Source organism: Roseobacter sp. GAI101 (assembly GCF_000156335.1).
GTDB lineage: Bacteria > Pseudomonadota > Alphaproteobacteria > Rhodobacterales > Rhodobacteraceae > Sulfitobacter.
This window is the reverse complement of record NZ_DS999213.1, coordinates 1,948,362-1,971,045: the sequence shown is the minus strand read 5'-3', so window position 1 is coordinate 1,971,045 and position 22,684 is coordinate 1,948,362. Positions and strand designations below refer to the sequence as shown.

The 22,684-nt window shown below is 57.9% G+C and carries 20 protein-coding genes; 8 read left to right on the top strand and 12 right to left on the bottom strand.

Features of this window, described 5'->3' with window-relative positions:
* Nucleotides 1–593 precede the first annotated feature (593 nt).
* A complete protein-coding gene (locus tag RGAI101_RS21545) occupies nt 594–965 on the top strand; it encodes a M20/M25/M40 family metallo-hydrolase (protein ID WP_368072197.1) in 372 nt (123 codons plus the stop codon).
* A 266-nt stretch (nt 966–1,231) separates the two neighbouring features.
* A complete protein-coding gene (locus tag RGAI101_RS09140; protein ID WP_037227834.1) occupies nt 1,232–1,447 on the top strand; it encodes a DUF2805 domain-containing protein in 216 nt (71 codons plus the stop codon).
* 409 nt (nt 1,448–1,856) lie between these two features.
* Here RGAI101_RS09140 and RGAI101_RS09135 read toward each other — a convergent pair whose 3' ends face one another.
* The 7 genes from RGAI101_RS09135 to RGAI101_RS09105 form a co-directional block, all read right to left on the bottom strand.
* On the bottom strand, nt 1,857–2,255 hold the full coding sequence (locus tag RGAI101_RS09135) for a RidA family protein (protein WP_008226102.1): 399 nt from the start codon (nt 2,253–2,255) through the stop codon (nt 1,857–1,859).
* Nucleotides 2,252–3,166 (bottom strand): sugar kinase, encoded by a 915-nt coding sequence (locus RGAI101_RS09130; protein WP_008227759.1) that lies wholly within the window; start codon nt 3,164–3,166, stop codon nt 2,252–2,254. The genes RGAI101_RS09135 and RGAI101_RS09130 overlap by 4 nt, the downstream gene beginning before the upstream one ends.
* Nucleotides 3,167–3,173: 7 nt before the next feature.
* Nucleotides 3,174–4,229, bottom strand: a complete 1,056-nt coding sequence (locus RGAI101_RS09125) for a D-TA family PLP-dependent enzyme (RefSeq protein ID WP_008228991.1) — start codon at nt 4,227–4,229, stop codon at nt 3,174–3,176.
* Entirely contained in the window at nt 4,226–5,692 is a 1,467-nt protein-coding gene (locus RGAI101_RS09120; protein ID WP_008228867.1) for a M81 family metallopeptidase, read from the bottom strand. The genes RGAI101_RS09125 and RGAI101_RS09120 overlap by 4 nt, the downstream gene beginning before the upstream one ends.
* Nucleotides 5,693–5,785: 93 nt before the next feature.
* Nucleotides 5,786–6,826 carry a TRAP transporter substrate-binding protein gene (locus RGAI101_RS09115; protein ID WP_008226199.1) on the bottom strand — a complete coding sequence of 347 codons (1,041 nt, stop codon included), beginning with the start codon at nt 6,824–6,826 and terminating at the stop codon, nt 5,786–5,788.
* 53 nt (nt 6,827–6,879) lie between these two features.
* Nucleotides 6,880–8,163 (bottom strand): TRAP transporter large permease, encoded by a 1,284-nt coding sequence (locus RGAI101_RS09110; RefSeq protein WP_008225830.1) that lies wholly within the window; start codon nt 8,161–8,163, stop codon nt 6,880–6,882.
* Nucleotides 8,160–8,681, bottom strand: coding sequence for a TRAP transporter small permease (locus RGAI101_RS09105; RefSeq protein WP_008228739.1), 522 nt, complete (start codon nt 8,679–8,681; stop codon nt 8,160–8,162). Before RGAI101_RS09105 ends, RGAI101_RS09110 begins: the two co-directional genes overlap by 4 nt.
* A gap of 191 nt (nt 8,682–8,872) precedes the next feature.
* Here RGAI101_RS09105 and RGAI101_RS09100 point away from each other — a divergent pair, with 191 nt between their 5' ends.
* Nucleotides 8,873–9,805, top strand: a complete 933-nt coding sequence (locus RGAI101_RS09100) for a MurR/RpiR family transcriptional regulator (RefSeq protein ID WP_254655260.1) — start codon at nt 8,873–8,875, stop codon at nt 9,803–9,805.
* 186 nt (nt 9,806–9,991) lie between these two features.
* Here RGAI101_RS09100 and RGAI101_RS09095 read toward each other — a convergent pair whose 3' ends face one another.
* Entirely contained in the window at nt 9,992–11,005 is a 1,014-nt protein-coding gene (locus RGAI101_RS09095) for an alpha/beta fold hydrolase (RefSeq protein ID WP_008226692.1), read from the bottom strand.
* A 398-nt stretch (nt 11,006–11,403) separates the two neighbouring features.
* Here RGAI101_RS09095 and RGAI101_RS09090 point away from each other — a divergent pair, with 398 nt between their 5' ends.
* On the top strand, nt 11,404–12,546 hold the full coding sequence (locus RGAI101_RS09090; protein ID WP_008227668.1) for a hypothetical protein: 1,143 nt from the start codon (nt 11,404–11,406) through the stop codon (nt 12,544–12,546).
* Nucleotides 12,547–12,892: 346 nt separating this feature from the next.
* Here the strand turns inward: RGAI101_RS09090 and RGAI101_RS09085 are convergent, their stop codons facing one another.
* The 3 genes from RGAI101_RS09085 to RGAI101_RS09075 form a co-directional block, all read right to left on the bottom strand.
* Nucleotides 12,893–15,199 carry a mechanosensitive ion channel family protein gene (locus RGAI101_RS09085; protein ID WP_008225741.1) on the bottom strand — a complete coding sequence of 769 codons (2,307 nt, stop codon included), beginning with the start codon at nt 15,197–15,199 and terminating at the stop codon, nt 12,893–12,895.
* Nucleotides 15,200–15,668: 469 nt separating this feature from the next.
* Nucleotides 15,669–16,121, bottom strand: coding sequence for a GAF domain-containing protein (locus tag RGAI101_RS09080; RefSeq protein WP_008227642.1), 453 nt, complete (start codon nt 16,119–16,121; stop codon nt 15,669–15,671).
* Complete coding sequence (locus RGAI101_RS09075) at nt 16,118–17,794, bottom strand: gamma-glutamyltransferase family protein (RefSeq protein WP_157044665.1); 1,677 nt, start codon at nt 17,792–17,794, stop codon at nt 16,118–16,120. Before RGAI101_RS09075 ends, RGAI101_RS09080 begins: the two co-directional genes overlap by 4 nt.
* Nucleotides 17,795–17,885: 91 nt before the next feature.
* Here RGAI101_RS09075 and RGAI101_RS09070 point away from each other — a divergent pair, with 91 nt between their 5' ends.
* The 4 genes from RGAI101_RS09070 to RGAI101_RS09055 are packed head-to-tail and all read left to right on the top strand — an operon-like array spanning nt 17,886 to nt 21,876.
* Complete coding sequence (locus RGAI101_RS09070) at nt 17,886–18,683, top strand: GntR family transcriptional regulator (protein ID WP_008226107.1); 798 nt, start codon at nt 17,886–17,888, stop codon at nt 18,681–18,683.
* A gap of 34 nt (nt 18,684–18,717) precedes the next feature.
* Nucleotides 18,718–19,656, top strand: coding sequence for a tripartite tricarboxylate transporter substrate binding protein (locus tag RGAI101_RS09065; RefSeq protein ID WP_050763196.1), 939 nt, complete (start codon nt 18,718–18,720; stop codon nt 19,654–19,656).
* A complete protein-coding gene (locus RGAI101_RS09060) occupies nt 19,653–20,273 on the top strand; it encodes a hypothetical protein (RefSeq protein ID WP_008227373.1) in 621 nt (206 codons plus the stop codon). Before RGAI101_RS09065 ends, RGAI101_RS09060 begins: the two co-directional genes overlap by 4 nt.
* 10 nt (nt 20,274–20,283) lie before the next feature.
* Entirely contained in the window at nt 20,284–21,876 is a 1,593-nt protein-coding gene (locus RGAI101_RS09055; protein ID WP_008227716.1) for a tripartite tricarboxylate transporter permease, read from the top strand.
* Between the two features lie 227 nt (nt 21,877–22,103).
* On the opposite strand, the gene RGAI101_RS09050 is transcribed toward RGAI101_RS09055, so the two are convergent.
* Nucleotides 22,104–22,499 (bottom strand): RidA family protein, encoded by a 396-nt coding sequence (locus RGAI101_RS09050; protein WP_037227830.1) that lies wholly within the window; start codon nt 22,497–22,499, stop codon nt 22,104–22,106.
* Nucleotides 22,500–22,684: the final 185 nt, after the last annotated feature.

The window sequence follows — 22,684 nt, the reverse complement described above, 5'->3', positions numbered from 1 at the left end:
CACGGTTCGGATTGCGAATGTCGTAAATCAGAGTTCAAGTAATAAGTGCAATCCTTGATGCGAAGTGTCTGAAGTTTCATAATGGGTGGTCGAGGTCCAAAAGGCGCTTGGCAGCGATGGCTCAGCCTGTCAAAGGAAGCTTGTCCTTTAAGAACCATCTAGGAAACTCTCGACTTTGCAAACACCGCTTCCTGCGCACTGCTGCCTTTCGCGGCCAGCGCCGCGAACGGCAACTCTCCGCCCTCCTTTGATGGGCGACGCGAAAGGTCCAGATCAGCTATTCATGCGAACCGCATTTTAGGCAAGCTAACAGATCAATGAAGCCATCAACACTTGGCGCGAAGAATGAAAATGAAGAAGGTCTTAAACAGGGTATGCTGGCAAAGCCCTATGTCCGGTTGGAGCTCTTAGTTCTTCAATCTACCTCCGGGCAGCAAGAATCTTCTGTAGTTTTTTCTGTGTTTCTTGGCCGGGCCATATCTGCTGTGAATGAAACACAGCCCCTCTAACTATTTCGCTCAAATTAACCAGTTCCCTGCCGTCACCTCACCGGAGGACTACCTGCGGCGTTTGCATCCCGAAGGCATGACCCGATCATCCGAGACGCGATCAAACTGCAATGCGCCGGGGTTGCCGCCCAGTTCGGTGTCGACATCACACCGGTTTTCCACACCGGCGTTCCGCCAGTTGTGAACAATCGCAATATCCTCCATCCGGTTCTCGAAGCCACGCGTCAGATCATCGGGGCGGACAAGGTGATCGAACTCACACAAGGGTCTATGGGCAGCGAGGATTTCGCAGAATTCTCGACCCGCAAGCCAGCTGCACATCTGCGCATTGGCTCGAAGCTGGAACATCACCAAACCATGCTCCACCGCAGCGACTTCAATCTGGACGAGGCCTGCATCCCCACAGCGGTCCGGGCACTGAGCCTTGCCATGATGAGACTGATGGGCAGCGCATAACCTGACCGCGTGTTTCCAGGGCAATTGTCTCTGCTGCCGCGACCGATCAGGCTTTCCCGTAAGAAAGGCGGAGAGTGAAGCGGGACGGCAACTTCGTCCCGCGGACTGCAGTTGGATCAAACAAATTGCTACACGATCCGGGAATGGCGCATCTGAGGGGCCGCTGGTGGTCGCCCGGTTGCCGTCTTGATGTGGACAACGGACTAAGGTGTTCCAGTTTTGCGATGTCCACTTGCGATTGTTTGATATCCAACTAACTGCCAGTCATGAAAAAAGTAAAAAATATACCCCCAGAACATTTGGGTGAAATCATCCAAATGGCGTTGTCGGATCACATCAGCTTTGCGAACATTGAGGCGGAATATGGAGTCACCGACAAGCAGGTTAAAACGTTGATGCGGGATACCCTTAAAAGCGGCAGCTACAAGGCTTGGCGTAAGCGCGTGCTGGACTTTGGCGATCGGAGAGAAACGTATAAATAGCGTTTCCCGATTGGTTCCTGAATTTTGGAAGCAGCCGTTCGCGGCATATCGTCATTGGCATGTTGTTCACGATTGCTTTGACCGCGTTGGGGAAGAACTTTTTGTGAAGGTTGGTGACGCTCTCGAAGAGCCTAATCCAAGATATCGTTTAGCTGTCATGTACACACAGTAAGAAACTGCAAACCTTTGGACATACAAGTTCAGAAACTGTGTTGGAACAACAGTATAGCCCTATACGGTTCAGCTGCAAACGGCGATGCATGGCATTTGCCAGTCGCGGCAACTGGTCCAAAACTCAAAATGCTGCGGGCAACCTGCTAGGGACTGGTGCTTCCGCTCACGGGCAGGTGGGTGGATCTGGCCCATTTGATGGGCCAGATCTTATTTGCTGCTTTCGCGCAGTTTTATCTTATCCCAGAGGTTTATAGACCACTGCGTCAATCTCGACCTTGGCATCCACCATGATCTGCGAGCGCACGGTGGATCGGGCCGGACCACCGTTCGGGAAATAGCTGGCGTAAACCTTGTTAAACGTCCAGAAATCGCGCGGATCGTCCAGCCAAACGCCGCATTTGGCGATATCCTCGAGCGTGCAATCGGCCAGCGCAAGTGCTGCAATCAGGTTTTCCATCGTCTTTCTGGTTTGGCTCTCGATGCCACCGGCCTCAATTTCACCATTTTCCTTCATCGCGACCTGGCCGGAAATAAAGACGAAATCGCCAGCCCGCACGGCGGGGGCAAATGGCAGGGCTTGCCCGCCCGCACCGGTGCGGTCATCGCCAAGGCGTTCGATATTCTTGCTACTCATGTCTGAGGTTCCTTTAGTTTTTCGAGAGTTGATTTGTATGGGATCGGGTCAACCGCGCCATAGCCTGTGGTTGATAAGGCTGCGCCGCGATTTGCGGTTTTGGCGGCGTTCAGAATGTCGCCGTCGCAGAGGTAGTTGGCAAGGAAAATGCCGTTAAAACAGTCACCTGCGCCGGTTGCGTCGTTCGCCTCTACTTTTGTTCCGGGAATGGTGTGGGCAACTTGGTTATCCGAAACAATCACCCCGTCACCGCCCAGGGTCAGCGCCACGACACCTGCGCCAAGATCATGGTAGAACCGGATGATATCTTCGGGGCTCTGCAGCCCTGTCAATTGACGCGCGTCATCAAGCCCGGGCAACGCGATATCGCAGTGCCGCATGAGATCATGGGTGACCACGCGGGCCTCCTCCAGCGACCAGAGCGCGGTGCGCAGGTTGGGGTCAAAGGCTACCGTAACACCGGCTTGCTTTGCGACCCTGGCGGCATGAAAGGTTGCCGCACGAAGGCTTTTGCTGACCCCAAGGCCAATGCCGGACGCATAGAAGACCCGTGCCTGTGCAACTGCCGTTTCGGGGATGTCTTCTGGGGCAACCCTGCTGGCAGCAGACCCTTTGCGCCGGTAGACAAAGCGGTGGCCATCCTTTCCATGAAACACGAAATACATCCCGGTTTCCTGCCCCGGCATGATCGTGACGTGATCCGTGCAGACATTTTCGCGCCGCCAGAGCTGGCACAGATCGGCCCCGAACGGATCGTCCCCGACCCGCGAGATCAGGCCAACGTCCATGCCCTGCCGTGCGGCAGCAATTGCAACGTTCGACACATCCCCGCCAAAGCCCGCCTTGAACAGACCATCGGCTTGGGCGTTCAGCTCATAAAGCGGTTCACCAAGGCATAGAATATCGCTCATCCCGAGGTCACCTTACCTTGCCGCGTGCGGCGACAGGGCAGGGCCCCACAACCGTGTCACCGCGATGGAGCTGCACCTCATCCAGCATGTTGCTGACCATACAGACATGGTTCGGGATGATGCGCAGACGATCACCGACCTTGAGGTTGATTGAATCTGCCATCAGCACACCATGTTCTTCGGACAGACCTGCGACCTCTATGTCGGGTCGGCCCAGCACATGACCATGCCCGTCCAAACCCAGCAGGTCTGACGTCAGAACCTTGGTGCCGGCATCGATCACAGCGCGGTTCCTTGCGGGCACCGAAACCACTGTGACCAGAACGTTGAGCGCGCAATCATCCCATGTGCATACGCCGCGATCCTGAAGCGACCGGTCGTTGAAGACATAGGTACCGATCCGGTATTCGGTGGCAACGGGCACATCCTGGGCCTGCCACATGCCGGGTGATCCGCCGTTCGAGATGACCGGAACGTCAAGGCCTGACGCTTCAATAAGGTCCTTGGCTTCGGTCAACCATGACTGGACAAATCGTTCCTGCTCGGCCGGCGGGTAGGTCATCAACCCGCCGAATGTCAGCCCCGGTTGTCCGGCAATATAGGTGGCAAGTTCCCCAGCGGCCTGCGGCGTCGCGACACCGCAGCGCGCGGCACCCGTGTCACACTCGACCAATACGCTCAGAGGCGCGTCTGCGTCGGAAAATGCACCAGCCAGCCCGTCGATGGTGGTTGTGTTATCAGCGACAACACTCAGGCGCACTTTGTCAGCAATGGCCCGCAGGCGCGACAGCTTGCCGGTGCCCAGGATGTTGAAGGTAATCAGCACATCGTCGATGCCGCCTTCGGAAATCATCGCCTCGGCTTCGCTGACTTTCTGACAGGTGATCCCGATGGCACCGGCCTGAACCTGCCGCTTCGCGAGCATCGGCAGCTTGTGGGTCTTGATATGAGGGCGCAGATTCAGATCATGGGCATCGCAATGGGCCTGAAAACGGTCGATATTTGCCTCAGCTATATCCAGATCAATCAAAACGGCGGGGGTGTCGAGTTCGGGAAATATCATGCTGTTTCCAGATCAAAGGGGGCTTCAACGATCGGCCACAGGGGGCGCGTCAACCGGGTGTAGTCCGTGCGTGTCGGATCATTGGGGTAGGGGCCGCTGACCGCCGCATAAAGGATTTCGGCTGCGACCGAAGCAAAGGCACCGTGAAAATGGTTGGTCGATTTCACCACCAGCACCTTGCGTGTCGTGATGTCGATCCCAAGATTGGTGAACAAGTCCGGCGAAAACGCCTGAGAGCGGTTGGAGTTTAGCACCACTTCGATGTCGCCCACGCGGATCACCGCGCAATCGCCCAAAGGAACGACAGAGGCTCCAAAGCTTTGCACAGCGTTGCTGGCTGTCTTGACCACGGTCACGGTGGCATCAATCGGTGCCCCGGCAAAGGCCGAGGTCTTCCCGCCGAAGCGCAGATCCAGAACCGTTCCTTCACCGGCGGCGTGGCACAGACGCACCGCCATCGGGTCCCAGATGGTGCCAAGCGCCATCGACGTCATATTCATCTCGATTGCCGTTCGCAAAAGGATCGTGGAATCCCCCGCGACGCCACCACCGGGATTGTCCCAGACATCGGCGATGACAACCGGTCCGGTTTTGGCGTCCCGGGCCTGCGCAAGCGCGTCTTCAACGGCCAGAAATTCCGGCTTGGTGGTTCCGCGGAATGAAAACAGTTCCATTCCCAGATCGCGGGCAAGGGCATCACCTGCGGGTTTGTCACCGTCTGACACAACGATGATCTTAGCCCCAAGATCGGGCGAATCTCCGGCCATAAAGCCGTGGATGGCCGAGACCGACAGAGCGGTGCCGTCTTCCTCCAGTGCCATCATCTTATCCACGAAACCTCGCATTGGGGCGCGACTGGTCGGCAAGACATCAATCATTCTTACATCGAACACAGACAGGACTGGCGCGATCTCTCCCCGTGCCGCGCGCAGGGTAAGGTCGACGCAGGCCTCTCCGGTTTCGACAAAATCCGTGTGTGGAAATTCTTTGAAGACGGTGATGATATCGGCATTGTCGACCCGGCGCGCACTCAGGTGGCTGTGCGGGTCGAAGGTCACCCCGATACGGACATTCGGGCCGACAATTTCGCGGACTGCTTCGATCAGCGCACCTTCGCAATCAACACAACCATCGGCAATCATCGCGCCATGCAGGCCAAGCACGACGGCATCCAACGGCAGGGCGGCCCGAAGCTGGGCAAGTACCTCGTCACGCAGCCGGGACCAGGTGCGCGCATTCACCAGCCCGCCTGGCTCGGCCCAGGTGGCGGTGCCTTCGATCAGCGTGACTTCACCTTGCTGCGCGCGTTTGCGCAGGGCAGGGAACACGGCGCTGCACAAGGTGGGCGTTTCCGGATGATCGCCCGGAGCCGCGTAAAAGCTTTGCGCGAAATCCGAGAAATCGGTGCGCAGAGGTGAGAACGTGTTGGTTTCGGTTGCAATCGAGGCACAGAAGACCCGCATTTTTCGGTCCTTTGGTATAATTGGGCGGGCAAGCGTCCAGAGGTGGGCGCTTGCCCGGTTTTTCCACCCGCGCGGACACGGCCGGACAAGAAGTTAGTCGAGATAGCTGGCCGCGTTGGCAGCGGCGACTTCGGCCTTGAAGCTGGCCAGAAGTTCATTGGCTCGCTCGTCCATGTTTTCAGCGACGTGGGCCTCGAACGCGGGTTGTGCTGCACCTGCCATCGCGGCACGCTGGTCCGCGGTCAGGGCGGTCACTTCGATCTTGTCCATCAATCCGGCAAGGCCGCGGTCCGACGCTTCGATGATCCGCGACAGGCCGCGGCTGGCGGTGACACAGTTTTCGGCCGCCGTGTGTACCGTGGCGCGCTCGCTGTCGCTCAGACCTTCATAGAAGGCGCGATTGATCATGAATGTGTAGGGCGAGAACAGGTGATTGGTCAGCGTCATGTGCTTCTGGACTTCGGCGAAGTTGGCGAAGGAAATGGTCGGAATAGGGTTCATCTGACCGTCGATCACCCCGGTCTGCAGGCCGGAATATACTTCGCCCCAGGCCAGCGGATAGGCTTCTGCACCCAGCGACTGCATGATGGTCTGGTGCGACGGCAGCGTCATCGTGCGGATGCGGATGCCGTCAAAGTCTTCAAGGTTTGCAATCGAGTGCTTCGAGTTGGTCACGGCAAAGAACCCGCCGGTATCCGGGAAGCCCAGCACGACAACATCGCCAAGCTCGGCTTCGATGTCAGCCGCCAGTTCCTTGCCGAATGCGCCATCAAACACCGCGTAAGTCGAGGCGTTACCGGTGAAGGCAAATGGCAGGTTCAACACGTCAATGCGCGGGTAGTAGCTGGCCAGCGCGCCGGTCGATGTCAGCGTCGCCTGAATGATACCATCGCGGACCTGCTGAACATGCTCCGCAGCCGATCCAAGCTGGTTCGAGCCGAAGACTTCTACGGTGACAGATCCGTTGGTGTCTGCTGTAACGATGTTAGAGAACACAGCGGTGCAGGCATGCGCCGGGTTTTCGAACGGATCCGTTTTGTTGTCGTGTCCGAATTTGATCACGCCGCCTTCAGCATAGGCGTTGTTGGCTGTCATTGTTGCGGCAATCGCCAGCCCTTTTAATAGGGTTTTCATGGGTATCCTCCAGTTGGTTTTGGTTTGGTTAAAGGGTTCAGTTTGGTCAGGACTTACTGGGCAAAGCCGAGCATCCTGGGCAGCCACAGCGCCGCGTCTTCCCAGAAGGCAAAAGCGAACAAGATGGCAATTTCGGCGATCAGGAAAGGAAACAGCTTGATCGATATGCGTTCAAGTTTCTCTCCGGTGACTGACGACAGGACGAAAAGGCAGGCCCCGACCGGTGGCGTCATCAGTGAAATGTTAAGCGCAAGTACAAAGATGATGCCTGCGTGGATCGGCTCCAGCCCGACTTGTTCGGTCAGGGGGACCAGAACAGGGGCCAGGATGATCAGGATCGCGGTTATGTCCATGACCATGCCGACCACCAACAGAATACCGATGATGATGGCGATGACGGCATACCGGTTGTCAGACAGACCCAACACGGCTTCAGCAATCATCTGTGGAATACGCTCAAAGCTCATCCACCAGCCGAGGATGCCGGCAAAGGCGATGATCACGAAGATGACACCCATGATCCGCGCCGTGCGCACCAGCATGCCGTAGAACCCTTTCAGGGTCAGCGTGCGATAGACGAAGATGCCAATGAACAACGCATATGCGACGGCGATTGATGCGGCTTCGGTCGGGGTGACAATCCCGCCCAGGATTCCCCCAAGTATGATGACGGGCATCGTCAGCGCAGTCAGCGACGACTTGAACGTGTCCCAGATCTCGCGCGGGGTTGCCCCGCGCACAGCCTTGGGCAGGTTCTCGCGCTTGCCACCGATGGCGATGATGCCCATGCAGACAATGCAGATCACCAGCCCGGGCAGAATGCCCGCAGCAAACAATCCGGCAATCGACACGCCCATGAGAGAGCCATAAACGACCATCAGGCCCGAGGGTGGAATAGTTGGTCCGATGATTGACCCGGCTGCTGTCACAGCGCAGGCATAATCGCGCTTGTAACCTTCCTTGACCATTGCAGGGACAAGGGTCCGGCCAAACGCTGCGGCATCCGCAGTGGCCGATCCGGTCAATCCGGCAAAGAACACCGAGGCCAGCATATTCGTGTGTGCCAGCCCGCCCCGAAACCGGCCGACCAGGACCTGCGCCAAGTTCACCAATCGGGCCGTGATGCCGATGTCATTCATGATCTCGCCGGCCAGAATGAAAAATGGCATGGCAAGGAACGGGAAGATGTTGAGGCCGTTGAAGATTTTGCTGGGCCCGATTGCCAGGAACTGGCTACCACCCATGTCGATCAGCCCGATGACGCCGGCAGTTCCAATCGCAAAGCCAATTGGCATGCCAAAAAGGATGAGGGCAATAAATGCGATTGCAACGATCATGGTGCTTCTTCTTCCAGGTGATCGTTGAACGGAGGTTCATCGATATGTGCGCCCATGTCCCGTAAAAGGACGAGCACGAGTTGAAGGGAGGACAGCGCAGCTGCGACAGGTATGGCGGCATAGAACGGTGCAAGACTGGCACCAAAGATCATCGCCTGCCGCGGCGCACCGCTTTGGGCGAAGCTGATGCCGAACCACGCAACATAGAGGAACAGCGCAAGGGAGATAATATCGATAGCGATCAGCACTGTTCGGCGAACCTGATAGGGCAACATCAAGAGGAACGCCGTCAGGCCGATGTGATCACGCCGGGCGATACCTGACGAAACTGCAAGCATCGCGGCCCAGATCATCAGGTAACGGGCCAGCACCTCAGGCCATGGCAACTGCCAGTGGAAATAGTAGCGGTCCGCGACGCCCAGCCACACGTCGAGCACCAAGGCTAGCATCAGCGCGGCAACAATGGCTTCTACGACGGTGTTGATCTTGGAACTGGCATTTTCTGCCCAGTTACGCATCGGCTTGCTCCCCTGAAATGGCGCTGTAATTTAATTACATATGAAAGTGTAATTCGGTAGGAATCAATAAATAATGTCACCGAGTTACATATTTTCTACCAAATATTTAGGATTCAAGCGTATTTTCTCCGCAATTGACCGTTGCGCGTAACTTAACTACACTCATTTTCTTGAAGCAGGAGGACGATGTGGTGCCCAAATCCACCGAATCAAAGCCGGAGAGTTTACCGCCACAAAAAGGCCGGTCGGGCGTCGCCGATGTCATCTCGGCCCTGCGCCGTCATGACGGCCATCTTGCCACGCAAGAACAGAAAGTGGCCAACTATGTCAAAGCCCACTTGGAGGACATCAGCGCGATGACCATCGCTGAACTTGCGGGCCATTGCGATGTCAGCACTCCGACTGTGATCCGCTTTTGCCGGACGCTGGGCTGCGATGGTTTTCGTGAGTTCAAGCTGAGGCTGGCACAGAACCTCGCGGTCAGCATGCAATACCTGTCAGCGGACCCTCAGCCGGAACCGGCTGACGGTGATACCGCAATCAATCAGATACTTGGCGGGATCTACGCCTCAGCAAATGTGATGCGTCGCCAGATCGACCCCGAAGTGCTGGATCGTGCCAAGTCGGCCCTGTTGAAAACGAGGCACCTGCTGTTTGCAGGAATTGGCGGCGGATCGTCGAATGTATCTCAAGAAGCAGCCAACAGGTTTTTTCGCTTGGGTATTCCATCGTTCTCGACCAGCGACAGTTATATTTTGCAGATGCGCGCCGCGACGCTTCAGGCTGGCGACGTGTTGTTTCTGATCTCTGCGAGCGGCGAAGCCGATGCAATAGTCGGTGCCGCCGAGATTGCCGGTGGTTACGGGGCGACCACGATATGTATCACCAAATCCGGTACCCGCCTTGCCAATGTATGTAATATCCCCATTCTTATCGACCTTCCGGAAGACAGGGATATCCATAAACCGACCGCCTCACGCTATATTCACATGATCATTGTCGATGCGCTGGCCATGTCTGTCGCTCAGGATCTGGCGCACGAAACAACGGAAAACTTGCGCCGCATCCGAGCGTCCCTGACCGCTTATCACGGCCGAACCGGCCCGCAACCTTTGGGTGACTAGACCAACCCCGGCACGGCTGGCAGCCGCGGGCTTTGGGATCGCCTGTTAAACTGGATCCCATGATGTGAGAGCACCGGTGGAATAATGTTCTGCATAAGCGGCGAGGTTTCCTGGTAGCAGATGCGCTGCAGCCTCATCTTTCCCTTCAAAAGGCAGGTTAGGGCCATCAGCCCGAAAACCCACCTTTCATTCTGCAAGCAACGACTTCACCGCCTGCTGGATTGCAGCCTCGTCCTCACGCGAATTCTGCGGGTTTCCGGCACGGTGTCCCCAGTTTGAACTTATGGGCCGAAGCTCTGCATTTGGCATCATTGAGGTTTCGATTTCGCTGTCGTCGATCGTGAAATAGAGGTCGGTTGTCGATGGCATGATGATTGCACGCGCTTTGATCGCACCGAGGGCGGCGTTGAGGTCACCGCGGAAGACGTCATTGCTGGAAATGTCGGAATCTATCCAGGTCTGGATCATGGACAAAAGGTCCATCGGATCGCGGCGCAGGAAATTCCCTTCCCACGCCCGCACCACATAATCTTCGCGAGACGCAAAGCCCGCTTCCGCCCAGATGTCTTCGCGATAGAACGCCTGACTAAGCGCCCATCCCGCATAAACCCGTGCAAAGGCGCGCAGACCCCGGACCGGATGTTGGGTAAACCACTCTCCGTTCCAGGCAGGATCCGTCGTAAGCGCTGCACGAAGCCCTTCAAGGAAGAGTTTGTTATGCGGGCTGGTGCGGGCAGATGTGCAGGTTGCGCAAATGCGCTCAACCTTTTCCGGATGAAGAGCGCCCCAGTGCAGCGTCTGCTGACCGCCCATCGACCAGCCGTAAACGAGAGCGATGCGCTCGACCCCGAGGACTTCCCGGAGCAGCCGTTCCTGCGCGCTGATATTGTCGAGATGGGAAAACGCGGGTGCGCGACCATGCGTAAAAGGAAGGGCAAAGTTGCTGGGACTGCTCGACAGCCCGTTGCCGAGTTGGTTGGGGATCACAATGCAGTAGCGTTCCGGATCGAGGATGCGGTCCGAACCGATCAGCCAGTCGATATCGGAATGCTGCGCGCCGTAAGATGTCGGGTAGAGGATCAGGTTCGATTTCTCCGCATTCAACTGGCCGTACACCTTGTAGGCGAGATGCAGAGACGGAACAATTACACCGCAGGAAAGCTTGGTCGCACCAAGATCGAAGGTCTCATAATCGGTCATCCCGGGGCCTCTCAATGAACTCTATGGATACGGTAGAGAGCGGGAATATCCCTGTCCAGACTTCCCATTGTGCCAGACCGATAAGGAGGGTGTGTCGGTGGGGATACGGACGGAGTGCGGACTTTTCCGACTTTCGCAGCAACCGCGAAATTGGATTGGCCTAAAAGCCAGCGCAGACACCAAGAGCGGTGAACTGTCATGCGCTGCCGACGCGGGGCCGGCACCCCGATCGTCCTAAATTGGCGCTTCAGTTCAACCTCAGTTAACGATCATCGAGCCTATGCAAAAGAGTATCGGTTGCAAGCACTCCATTTTGCACAAGCTTGCTTTCGGTGCTCAATCGGACGTATCACTGTGATAGAAATTTTTTCAATTTATAGTTCCGGACATGTCCATCTATGTTTAAGCAAATTGCCTTCACCCTCACCTTAGCCCTGACAGCCGTGACCGCTTCCGCCGACGAGGGAGAGCTCATCGAATACCTACAAGAGGAGCTGTCCGATATCCGTGAACACGTGGAGGCGCGCGATGCTGCTCCGGTCGAAGGCGGGTATTTTAAGAACGACAGGTCCGATTACCAATCCGATATCGACGCCGTTCTTGATAAGGCCCTCCGCTTAGTCGTGCCAAAAACGTTTGATACTTGGGCGGAACAGATCCGCGACATCGACTCAGCAGTGACCGAAGCCGAAACCGAGCGCGCGGAACTTTTTCTGCAGCGGATGCGGGCCAGCACGTCGGAAGGTGTCAGCATGGTTGGAAAGATTCTCGGACGAGAACACCAACGTGGCAGTCTTGAGGACATCGATCAAAAGCTCGCCGAGCTCGACGCTGCGCTGGCCCAGCTGGGCGAGGATCGTGAACTGGCCGCCATGGAGTTTGCGCGGGAAATGCGCAACTTACACAGTGTCGACCTTACGAGTGCACAGGCAAAGGCCATACTCTACTCGGTGAATGGCGGCCTGATGGTGGAGTCGACAGTGGTCCTCCGTGCTCTCGGAGTTGTTGAACGTCAGCTTTCTGATGTTATGAGGGAAGATATCGGATCGGATGCGCGCCGCACTTATATCGGTGTGGCCTCTGCGACGCGTCTGATCCACGCGCGTCTCCTTCAGCGACACTTGGCAGCGTATGACGGAGATTGGCTACCACGGCTCGAGGAAATGCGCGCGGAAGCGGAAGCGCTTCTTTCCAGGACCCGCAGAGACGCGGAAAAGGCGAGCCACGGCAATGTCCGGCAAACATACGAGAACAATATGGTGATTCAAGCCCGAATTCTCGACGTCATAGATCGATACGAGGCTATGCTCGAGCGACGCCGCGGCCTCACATCAGACGCCCTGGAACTTGCAAGGGAAAGAGGCGATGCTGCCGTGAACACGCTGATCACCCTTGAGACCGCCGCCAGCCTTTCATCAGTAATCTCCGAAGCCACGAGCCAATACGACGATGTGATGTCGGTCAACTTGCCGGAATTGGAGCAGCTGGATCCCGAAGAGTTTGAGGAGATGCTTGATATCTCCCGGCGCCTCGGATCCTAACCATCACGATACAGACGATCATTGAGTAAGTTCGATGGATTCCGCATGTAGATGTCTGAATGGCGTTTGTGTTGATCTCTTCCGCAACCGCAAACCTGAATGAAATCTGCCGCTCTATGCGGTAACCGGAACCTCGCTGCGGCTGATTACAACGTCTGCCAAACGAATGAAGATGCCATTCGCCGCGCGATGCGTTATCGTCCGCTTTGAGCCAGTCATTCATGTTGCCGTATGTCGCTCACCCAGGAAACCACGGGCACGCGCAAAAGCCAGTCATTGGCTAGTTGCTCGGCGACGACCCTGGTTAATGGCGTCTGATTTCTGCGGCTGAGCGTGCCATTCGCCCTCAAACGGGGTTTGATGTCATTTGCTCATTTGCAATCTTTCCGTCTTCCTCGGAAAGGAGCCTGATCGTGCGTGTCGGATAGGCAAAATCGACGTCCAGACTGCGTGCGAGATCGACAATGTCACCGATCAGAAGATGCCTGGCCGCGATATAGTCCTCATAGTCCGCGAGGTTGAAATACCCCCAGAGTTCTACGTTCAATGCCGACTCTCCAAATGATCGCAGCCCAACATACCCCGTCGTGTCATCTGCAGTGGGCTGGGCAAGATACACCTCCCGCAGTCGGGTCTTGAAGGCATCAAGCCGGTCACGGGGCGTGTCGTAGTGCAAGCTGATTTCAAGGCGTATCTTGCGCTTGCGCCGTTGCCCCCAGTTCACGATAGCCTTGTCGGTCAGCTGGGAATTCGGGATCACCAGAAGTGAATCGTCGAAGGTTCGCATGCGTGTTGACCGAAGGCCGACATTCTCGACTGCGGCCATCTGGCCTTCTGTCTCGATCAGGTCGCCGCGATGAAACGGGCGGTCGCTCATCAGGATCGCACCGCCGATCAGGTTGCTGACGGTATCGCGCGCGGCAAAGGCCAGCGCGATGCCGCCGACCCCAAGGCCGGCAACGACCCCCTCGTAGGGGATACCTGTGATGTCTGCGATTGCGATGATCCCCGCCGCTACAACACATATCTTGAGCACACCGGTGACCAGCGAAACTGCAATTTCGTCTACAAAGCCGCTTGTGCGTCCAGACCGCCGCTGAAAGTAACCGCCGAGCAGATCAATAGCGGTATATAGAAACCAGCCAAGTGCAGTCGCTGCGATCGCGGCAAGCGCAACAGTCACCGCACCAAGCACGGTTTCGGCCAAACCAGCCCAGGTGAACACCAGAACGGCAAAGCCGGCGCTCACCAAAAGTGCTGTCGGCTTGCCAAGGCGTCTGGCCGCCCCGACGCGTAAACCGCGTTCAATCCGACGCAAGCTCCGGCTTAGGAACAGGGCCACACCCTTTCCGGTCAGCCCGCCGAGGACGACGGCAAATACGACCGACAGAGGGATGACCAGCCATTGCCAGAGCTCCAGAGGGCCCGGCCGCGTGAGAAGCGCGGGGAACAGTGTGCGAATATGCTCGCGAATTTGGAAAAAGCGGGTGATGGGCTCGGACACGGAAATCCCACCAGCGACCGGAAGATCTTGCATTTCGGCAAAAAGCTGCGGCGCGTTGCGCAGGGTCTCTACCGAGAACTTCCATCGGGCCGGCCCGCCGTCAGGTCCTGATACCTGGTCTATGACGACCGAACCTTTGGGATGCCGGTAAAAGACGTAGGACCCAGCCCGGTCGGGATTGTCGGGAATTTCCTGCCAGGTCACATAGCCGGCCCGGTCGATAATCTGTTTGAGATACTCTGCAAGCAGAGGGGCCTCGAAGCTATAGAGCCTCGGGGGCAAGAACGACAGATCGAGAGTCGCCAGCGCCCGTTCACGCCCTCCGGAGCGCCAGCTTCGCATACCCTGAAGAAAATCGCGCATCGCACCGCGCGGGCTGTTGGCGGAAGCCTCTTTCAGCTGGGCAAGCGTATCATAACCAAGTGTCGCGACCATATCGTCCAAGTCCCGACGCAGTTCAGACGCAGACGGGACGAGTACAAACCACGCATCGTCAACTTTCCGGAACTGTATGCTGACTTCGACATTTCCCGCAGCGGGGCCGATGGAAAATTGTGCGGTGTCACCGTCAACACGGCTGGGCGCGTCGTAGATGCGGAAGGTCGACAGGTCAAGCAAGGTCCAAAAAAGACGCCTGCGACGCCGCTTGTCACGCTCGTCAGAGGGCCCGCCGACATATAGCAAGAGCGTTTCAGCTGCGCTGACCGCCGAAATGTCGCCTTCGTAGAAGGTTGCGTTCTCCAGAGAGATCAGCGACCGGAAGGCCGTGCGCGGGGTCTCCTGGTTCACCTTGGCCGCATAGGAGCCGGCTGTGTCAGAGACCTTTTTGCCGTTCCAATATTCGCCGTCCATGAACCGGCCGGTAAAGCTTTGCCCGTCCCCGGACAGGGCAAACAGGATAGGTCCGGAGGTGCCGTCCTGAAACCAGGACCCACGCAAAATCCGCCCCTCGGTCTGCCCCTCTATGCGGCCCTCGCCCGGATCGTAGGTGCCCGAGACATTTTCGCCTTGCTGTTGCAGCAGGATACGCGCTTCGCCGTCACGCCAGTAGCTATCCCAGCGGCCAGACCAGCCGTCCGTGACCTGTGCCCATAATTGGCCGTGAAAGAACGCTAATATGAAAGCACAAAGAACGCTGGTACGGACCACGGGACACTGCCTCCAGAGGATATCTTGATACAACGATAAGCAGTTTCGGTATTATGTCCACTCTTGCCCCGATCCGCGGAAATGGTCTTTCCGGCGCAGTCCGAGAACTCCGCAGTCCGACTGGCCAAGGGCTGATGTCACGTCTGAGCTATCAGGCGTGTCCAGCGCCAAGAATAGTAGCTCCATGCCCCTTGAGGCAGATGTCGCTTGTTAGGCGGATGGCAGATCCAACCGCCTCGCCGTTGGTGGCATTCAATTTGACGTCAGTGTGTTCTCAATAGCGCGGCCAACTTCAGATGCCCGTATCATCACAGAGATACGACCATCCCAAGCACGATATCGAATTGGTCGATCCGCTGAGAGGCCGCCCCGCGCAAGAGGTTCGGTTATTCGGCAGCGCGTTGATGGTTTCTGTGCGACGCCACGACGCCGAATACCCGAAGCGCATTGGAAGATGTGCTGCTCAATCCTAAAGATCTGCCCGATCGACGAGTGCCGCCGCAAGCCGCTGTCCGGAATTGATATCCTGCAAACTGAAAGGCTGATCCCCGCGCAGAAAATTGATTGTGCCCAAAACCTTTCCGCCCCTTACGACCGGAATATTCAAAACGGCCGTTAGCCCGAGCCCCAGAATGGTTTCGTGATCTGAAAAGGCCCATTCAATATCTGCGGGGCCGAAACCGTTGTTCACCTGTTGTTGAACCAGCACCTTTTCCCCCCAAGCCGTATCACGTTTTGGCTTGCGCCCGCTGACCGGGTAGACATCGGGCAGGGTGGAATAGATCCGCTCCACCTCCATCAGGTCAGCGTGGAAACGCATTGCGGTGAAAAGCCCGTTGTCGATGGCAGTGCCGCAAAGACCAAGCGCCTGTTGCAAGGGTGTGTTCCGATCGGCGATACGGTTGCAGATGTCAGCGATCATGAAGCCTCTCCGGTTTCTGCGGTACCAGCCCGCCGTGGATCAGCAATGGCGGTGACGCCCGAGGTCTCTCTCAATGCCACGCAGATGCCGCCCGCCATCCACGTTCGGGCGGGCCAAGAGGCAAGGTCATGCCCCCGCGCGGTCAGGCTCTCCACTTGATGCGGCGGCAGGTCTGCCTCGAAAAGAACCTTGTTGGGATGGACATCATGGGGCGCGAAGCTGCCCGGAAAAGCGTAGGTCGAAACCCGAGGCGCATTGACTGCTTCCTCGGGGGTCATGTTCAAATCGAGCAGGTTGATCAGTACCTGCGCCATGGCCTGAACCTGGACGTCACCGCCGGGGGTGCCCATGGCCATCCAGGGTTTGCCATTCTTCAGACCCAAGATCGGGTTCGGTGTCAGCCGTGGCCGCTTGCCCGGTGCCAAAGCGTTCAGATGCCCCGGGATCGCCCTGCTTTGCGACCCCCGCGATGAGACCGAAAGCCCGGTGCCTGGAATGACCACCGTGTCATAGCTGGGATCGCTTGGCGTGGCGGAGAAAATATTGCCATCCGCGTCGATCACACTGACATGCGAAGTATCAGCGCAGCCCACCTCGAAAACAGCGGCCTCGCCCGAGGGGGGCGTATCAGGCACGGCGGGGGCGGGCAGCGGGTCAGAGGTTTCGCCGATGCTGGCAAGGCGCGCCGCCAGGAATTCTGGTGCAAGCAGGTCCTCGGGGGCGATCTTCATGAAGCGGGGGTCGGTGACATAGGCTTCACGGTCCGCAAAAGCGCGTTTCAGGACTTCGAGCAGAAAATGCAGGTCGATCTGGCCATCCTGTTGCACCGCCTGCGGGCCGGCAAGCTCAAGCATTGCAAGGGTTTCGGCCATTGAGATGCCCTGACACCATGCACCACAGCAGTGGATCTCGGTGCCGCGGAAAGGGACCGCATATGTCCGCTCTTCGCGCACTTCGTAATCGGCAAGATCATCGGCCCGCAAGAGGCCACCATTGGCGGCGTGGAACGCCAGAATGCGATTGGCGATTGGCCCGGTGTAGAACGCAGCGCGGGCAGCGACGAGCCCCTCCAGCCGGTCGCCACCCGCTGCGCGCGCTTCGGCTTCGGCGTCGATCAGGGATTGAAGGGTTGCCGCAAGGTCGGTCTGTCGGAAGGTTTCTCCCACCTGTGGGGGGCGGCCACCGGGCAGGAAGATTGCCGCTGTCGAGGGGAAGCGGGCGTATTTTTCAGCGCGGGATGCCACGAAATCCGCGAAAAGCGGGTAAACCTCAAATCCGTCACGCGCGGCTTTTAATGCTTCTGCTGACACATCGGCAAAGCCAAGCGTGCCGTGGTCTGTCAGCGCTTTGATCCAGCTTGCTGGGGCGGCGGGGACAACGGTGCGCAGCAGCCCTTCAGGGACATGGTCGCCGTGATCGCGCTGCATGGTGGCCACATCTGCCGCGCGCGGCCAGACGCCGACCCCGTCAAGGCTGACCACCCGCCCGTCATCGGCGCGGTAGAGGATAATCGGCGCAACCCCCGCAAAAGAAACAAGGTCAGGCTGCACCACGCCCAGCGCGATACCCGCCGCAACCCCGGCATCCACTGCGTTGCCGCCGGATTTCAAGATGCGGGTGGCCGCGCCTGTGGCGATGGGGTGCCCTGTTGCCACTGCCCAATTATCGTTCATCACGCGCCCCTCCGTTGTGTCTTGCATCCCATGGATATTTATTAACTACGCAGTTGACAAGGGTAATACCAGTTGTTCTACCATAGTAAACATGGATACCGCGTCTGAAAAACTTTCGCTTGTGCCGCTCCTGGCGGCTTGGGAGGCCTTGGGGCCCGAAGCTCGGGGGCGTCCGAAATACCTCCGGTTGGCGCAGGCCTTCACCAGTTGCATTCAACAGGCAACCTATGGACCGGGTGGGCATCTGCCCGGCGAAACCGAAATCGCGGCAGCGCTGCCTATCGGTCTTTCGACCGTGCAAAAGGCGCTGTCGCTTTTGGTCGAGCAGGGGATGATCATCCGCCGTCGCAAGCTTGGCAGTTTCATTGCCGACGCCCGCCATCAGGTGCCCGAGGTGCATGTCTATCGGTTTCGCGATGCCGACACCGGGCAATGGAAGATGCCTTATACCCGCGTGGTTGATATCCAGCGGGTACCGACGGCCGAGTTTGGCCCGCTTCTGATCGGGTTTGAGGCCGAGCATGCGATCCGTATCGACCGGCTGGTCTGGGTCACGGGATCACAGCCTGCCTTTGGCACGATGTTTCTGCGTTGCGAACACGCAGATTCGCTGCTTGAGCGCCCGCTGGACGACCTGCACGGCATCTCTTACCACCGCATGCTCTGGGAAGATTTCCGTGTCAGAACGGCGACAGTACGGCATAGCTCGAGGGCGGAGCTGCTGTCGGGTCAAGCCTGCGCGCATCTCGATCTCGCAGCGCCACATGTCGGCATGATCTGGGATGCCTATGAACATGACAGCCAAGACAAGCTTCAGCTGATCCAACGCTTTGAACTACCCCGCGGCCATCGTCCGATGGAAATCGTGGAAACAAAACCGGGCTTCTAACCCCGGAAACACGCAAACCAACTGTGGAGACAACATGAAACGTATTCTTTTGATGACCGCCGCATCCGTAATGCTGGCTGCAGGACCTGCCTTGGCCGAGTGGAACCCCGATGGGCCGATCCGCCTTTGGATTGGCTACGGCGCAGGCGGCGGCACCGACGTGCAGGGCCGCACCCTTGCCAAGGAAATCGAAGCCAAGCGTGGCTGGCAGGTCATTCCCGAAAACAAGGCCGGTGACGATGGCACCGTCATGTCGGCACAGTTGAAAACCGAAGAACCCGATGGCCAGACCTTGGGCTTCGCGATCACCACAACATATGATTTCGCCCCGATGAACAGCGACAACCTGTCGCCCGAGGATTTCACCTATATCACAACGACTGCCGGTTCGCAGATGGCGGTTCTGGCCCGTGCCGAAAGCGGCTGGAAAACGCTGGACGACCTCAAGGCCGCCGCCGCGAATGAGCAGATCGTGTGGGCCAACTGGGGCACGCAGGTCGAAGCGGGTGCCGAGATTGTGGCGCGGTCTTTGGGTATCGACGTAAACCACCTGCGCATGAAAGGCGGCCGCGGCACGCTGAACGCGCTGGTGTCGATGGACGCCAATGTCGCTTGGGGCGGCGGTGTGCAAAAACCGCTGGTCGAAGCTGGTGAACTGGTCATCCTGTCTTCGGCAGAGACCGGGCCGGTGGCTTTGGCACCCGATATGCCCACGCTGATGGATCAGGGGATCGATCTGAACCTTGGCTATCAATACATCATCACCGCCCCCGCAGGCATGCCGGATGAAATCCGCGAAGAGATTGGCAGTGTCATCGCCGAAATCCTCGTCGATCCGGAAAGCGAAACACGTCAGTTCATCGAAAAACAATATCCCCCTGCGCCAATCGTCACGCAGGGCGACGACCTGCGGGAGCAGATCTTGTCGACCTATGAAGCGAACGTTTCGATGATGAAAGCTTTGGCTGAATGAAACCGCGTCCCGTGGAAACTGACGCAGGCGTTCCCTCCGGGGGGCGCTGGAACCTCTGGCTGGGAGGCGGCACGCTTGTGCTTGTCGCGCTCTGCCTTTTTGTCTGGTTTCCGCGGGACATCAGCAGCGGCTTTTTAAAGAAAAGCCTGACGGGCAATACAATTCCCGGCGATGCTTTTTTCCCCGTGCTGCTGGTCATGCTGATGGTGCCCTTGGCCCTGTTGCTGATTGTCGGGGCGCTGCGTGCCGGGCAAGGCGGGGGCGAAGCCGTCGGTCGCGTCAGTCTGCAAAACCTATTGTTCCTGCTCTATGCCAGCCTTGCCACGGGCGGCGCGCTTGTTCTGATGGCCTTGGGCGGGCCATTGGTGGTTTGGGTCAGCAACGGTATGGGGTTGTCCGATTTTACCAGTTACCGCGCAGCCTCCGGCACATTTCCCTACAATGTCTCGGGGTTCTTTCTGGGCGGGACGGCGTTGAGCGCCTGCTATATTTACATCACCCGCCGCAGACTTCGGGGCCGTGACCTCTTGGTGTCCGCGTTGTCGACGGCGTTGTTGATCCTGATCTTTGCTGGCTTGCTCGACAACATCCAACTGCCTCCAAACGCCGACCTCTAAAGGATATCCCTTGGACATTTTGCTGCAATATCTCGCGCTTGGCATTAGCTCTGTCTTCACGGCGGCAGATGGCAGCCTCTGGCTGATGCCGGTTGCCATGGTGCTGATCGGTGTCGTGATCGGCATTCTTGTCGGGGCAACCCCCGGTCTTTCGGGGCCCTTTGCCATGGCCATTGCGCTGCCGGTTCTGGTGTCGATCTTCGGCTACGGGAACGAGGCGCTCTATCCGGTGCTGGGGTGTCTCTTGGGGATTATGAAAGGAGCGACGGTCGGCGGTGCCGTACCTGCAATCCTCTTTAACACGCCCGGCACGCCGGATGCTTTCCTGACTACCGTGGACGGCTATCCGTTGGCGCAAAAGGGGCAGGGACGCCGGGCGATCCAGACTGCGCATTTTGCCTCTGTTGTGGGGGATAACTTCTCTGATCTGGTTCTTTTCATTGCCGCGCCGGTTCTTGCCGTCGCGGTCGAGCGGGTCTTGGGCCTGCCAGAGAAATCCGCCCTGATCATTCTGTCACTGTGCTTCATGGCTGCGGTCGTCGGCAAGGCCCCCCTGAAGGGGTTGATCGGCGGGTTGCTGGGCATGTTTGTCTCTTTGGTTGGTACGACGATGTCGTGGGATGGCCCGCGCATGACCCTTGGTATCCCGGAACTGGGCGGCGGGCTGCCGCTGACTTCTTGCGTGCTGGGGGTTTTGGTGCTGTCCGAAGTGCTGATCGCCGTCGAAGACATGCGTAAGGACCGCATCCACGCCAGCGGCCCAGTTCAAACACCAGAGATGGGGCCGAAACTGAGCTGGGTTGAGCGCTGGCGCATGATGCCCGCAATCCTGCGCGGTGCCAGCATCGGCACGATGATCGGTGCGCTTCCGGGGATCGGTACCACCACCGCGGCGACCCTCTCGCATGACACGGCCAGACGGCGCTCTAAAACGCCCGAGGCCTTCGGTAACGGCGCGATCGAGGGGGTGGTGGCCACGGAATCGGCAAACTCGGCGGTGTCAGGCGCGAACCTGATTCCGGTGATGAGCCTTGGCATTCCGGGCAATTTCGCCGCCGTCTTCATCATTCTGGCAGTCGAGACCATCGGCGACTTTGCGTTTGGCCCGCAGGTCTTCCGCTTTACTCCGATCAAGGAGATCGAAGGCTTTGACACGATCATGAACAGGGATCTGGTCATGGCCTTCGGTCTGTTCACGATGATGGTGATCGCCAATATCTGCAACTGGAGCGTCGGCAGTTTCCTGATGGGACAGTTGGGGCGGCTCATCCACATCCCAAAGGACGTTATGTTGCCTGTGATCCTGACGGTCTCCCTGACGGCGGCCTATGTGCAGGATGGTGGTTATGTCGGCCTGCTCAGCGCTTGTGCCTTTGCCGTCATCGGCTATTTCTTGCGCCGTTTGGGGGTTTCGATCCTGCCCTTCGTCATCGGTTTCCTGCTCGCGCCGACTTTGGAGGGGTTAATCCGTGGCAGCTTTACCGCGTCGGGCGGGGACCCGTTGTTCCTGCTAAAGTCTCCGATTGCCGTCGTGATGCTGGCGCTTTCGATCTGGCTGTTGGTGCGGATGTTCCGGCAGAGCCGCGCGAGCCTGAAGGCGTAGGACTGAGCCGCGCCGCCAGATGCGCTTATCTCATTTGATCGACCGCCGGTTGGGTGAAGGATAGGAACGTTGACAGGCAGGTGGGAGGAAAGCCGCTCGGTGTGGCCTGGACGTTTAAGATACGCCAACCCACTCTTATCGCGACACCCCGACATTGACGCCGCATCATATCATGAAATGCGGCACCGCATCCGGGGGAGCTAGGAGGCCTCAGAAACCGGCAGGGGTCAATCGGGGACCACGGCGTCTACTTCGATCTCGACAAGCCATTCGGGATTCACAAAACGGTTAATTGCCATGATCGTGTCAACCGGGCGCGCATCGAGACAGTAGAGTTTTCGCGCTTCTATAGCGTCTTTCCAGTTATCAATGTCCGTCAGGATGACCCGTGTTCTGACGATGTTCTGTAAACCGGAACCGGCTTGTTCAAGCGCAGCCTTGATGATCTCAAAGCACTGTTTCGTTTGCTTGAAAACATCGCCGACACCCACGGTCTGACCATTGGTATCGACCGGCGCAGTGCCACCGACCGCAATGAAGTTTCCCACGCGGACCGCGCGGCTGAACCCGACGATAATCTCCATGGGGTTGCCGTTGGATATCAGCTCTCGTTTATGCCCCATAAAATTTCCTCCAGTAAATCTTTCATAGGAAGAGTATCATATTATTGCTTGCAAGTATTCATCCAAGCAAACCTGTCGACGGCAACTTTGTCCCGCAGGGCGGCTATCCGTGCAGGTCGCAGCGAAAGTGTTCTTGAAGCCCAAACCGCCAGATGCTGCGTTGCAAAAGAATGCCAGCATATGAT

Coding starts and splice junctions, on each gene's coding strand:
- RGAI101_RS09140 (WP_037227834.1), top strand. CDS start 1,232: ATGAAAAAAGTAAAAAATATACCCCCAGAACATTTGGGTGAAATCATC.
- RGAI101_RS09135 (WP_008226102.1), bottom strand. CDS start 2,255: ATGAGTAGCAAGAATATCGAACGCCTTGGCGATGACCGCACCGGTGCG.
- RGAI101_RS09130 (WP_008227759.1), bottom strand. CDS start 3,166: ATGAGCGATATTCTATGCCTTGGTGAACCGCTTTATGAGCTGAACGCC.
- RGAI101_RS09125 (WP_008228991.1), bottom strand. CDS start 4,229: ATGATATTTCCCGAACTCGACACCCCCGCCGTTTTGATTGATCTGGAT.
- RGAI101_RS09120 (WP_008228867.1), bottom strand. CDS start 5,692: ATGCGGGTCTTCTGTGCCTCGATTGCAACCGAAACCAACACGTTCTCA.
- RGAI101_RS09115 (WP_008226199.1), bottom strand. CDS start 6,826: ATGAAAACCCTATTAAAAGGGCTGGCGATTGCCGCAACAATGACAGCC.
- RGAI101_RS09110 (WP_008225830.1), bottom strand. CDS start 8,163: ATGATCGTTGCAATCGCATTTATTGCCCTCATCCTTTTTGGCATGCCA.
- RGAI101_RS09105 (WP_008228739.1), bottom strand. CDS start 8,681: ATGCGTAACTGGGCAGAAAATGCCAGTTCCAAGATCAACACCGTCGTA.
- RGAI101_RS09095 (WP_008226692.1), bottom strand. CDS start 11,005: ATGACCGATTATGAGACCTTCGATCTTGGTGCGACCAAGCTTTCCTGC.
- RGAI101_RS09090 (WP_008227668.1), top strand. CDS start 11,404: ATGTTTAAGCAAATTGCCTTCACCCTCACCTTAGCCCTGACAGCCGTG.
- RGAI101_RS09080 (WP_008227642.1), bottom strand. CDS start 16,121: ATGATCGCTGACATCTGCAACCGTATCGCCGATCGGAACACACCCTTG.
- RGAI101_RS09075 (WP_157044665.1), bottom strand. CDS start 17,794: ATGAACGATAATTGGGCAGTGGCAACAGGGCACCCCATCGCCACAGGC.
- RGAI101_RS09070 (WP_008226107.1), top strand. CDS start 17,886: ATGGATACCGCGTCTGAAAAACTTTCGCTTGTGCCGCTCCTGGCGGCT.
- RGAI101_RS09065 (WP_050763196.1), top strand. CDS start 18,718: ATGAAACGTATTCTTTTGATGACCGCCGCATCCGTAATGCTGGCTGCA.
- RGAI101_RS09060 (WP_008227373.1), top strand. CDS start 19,653: ATGAAACCGCGTCCCGTGGAAACTGACGCAGGCGTTCCCTCCGGGGGG.
- RGAI101_RS09050 (WP_037227830.1), bottom strand. CDS start 22,499: ATGGGGCATAAACGAGAGCTGATATCCAACGGCAACCCCATGGAGATT.